Source organism: Vibrio aquaticus, assembly GCF_003970385.1.
GTDB lineage: Bacteria > Pseudomonadota > Gammaproteobacteria > Enterobacterales > Vibrionaceae > Vibrio > Vibrio aquaticus.
The window spans coordinates 1-891 of record NZ_RXZH01000046.1 but is presented as its reverse complement, the minus strand read 5'-3'; the positions used below and the strand labels follow the sequence as shown (position 1 = coordinate 891).

1 tRNA gene is annotated in these 891 nt (G+C 47.5%); it reads left to right on the top strand.

From position 1 onward, the window contains the following. Nucleotides 1-483: 483 nt before the first annotated feature. Nucleotides 484-557, top strand: a tRNA-Asn gene (locus EJ063_RS21815). Nucleotides 558-891 lie beyond the last annotated feature (334 nt).

The window sequence follows — 891 nt, the reverse complement described above, 5'->3', positions numbered from 1 at the left end:
GTTGAATTGATCAACTGTCAGACTCGAAATTCCACTATGTTGTTTGACAACGCAGTTGGCGAATACCAACCAATTCTCCGTGCAAACACGCTCCTCAATCATCACCGAACTGATCACACTATGTGGACATAGGGAACAAGACACACGAGTGCAATTCATCACCAGAATATTGCCAACAAGGGACTCAAACGTCTACCATGCAACTGCCTGACGACCAGTCAGTGTCGATGTAGACCGATGCAAAACTCGTCGGAACAAATCTCTGACTGATTCGACTGCATTCTGAACTAGATGAGTGGGTGATTAGTGGTGGTGTTGGTGTTGGTGTTGGTGTTGGTGGTGTGAAATTGGTATTGTAGTTGGTGTCAGTGTTTGTGTAATGGTGGTCATGCTAGTGATTGTGTTTGTTTTGTTGCTGGTTGTTGTGTGCGATGTGAGTTGGTATTGTGTTGTGGTATGGTCTGTGTGGGGTCGACGAATGTCGCCTCCGTGGCGCAACCGGTTAGCGCGTTCGGCTGTTAACCGAAAGGTTGGTGGTTCGAGCCCACCCGGAGGCGCTTCCCACTTCTGACGAAACAAATCAACAACATCAACACTCGCTTCGTCACACATCCATCAATACACTCACACTGTACAACTACTCCACCAACACACACCCGGATTACTCTCAATCCCTGTGGCAATATACCACTCCACAATCATCTCTCCATCCAACGACTACACGTCCACTGTCCACTACCACACGTCAATTCCACCACACTCCATTCGAATTTACACTATACATATACACCACTGTGTCAAACACTCTCTTCACACATTCCACACGTCCTAACTCACGCACTCACTCCCTGATCACCTCATTCTCACCCACAACACATTTGACGCGTTGAA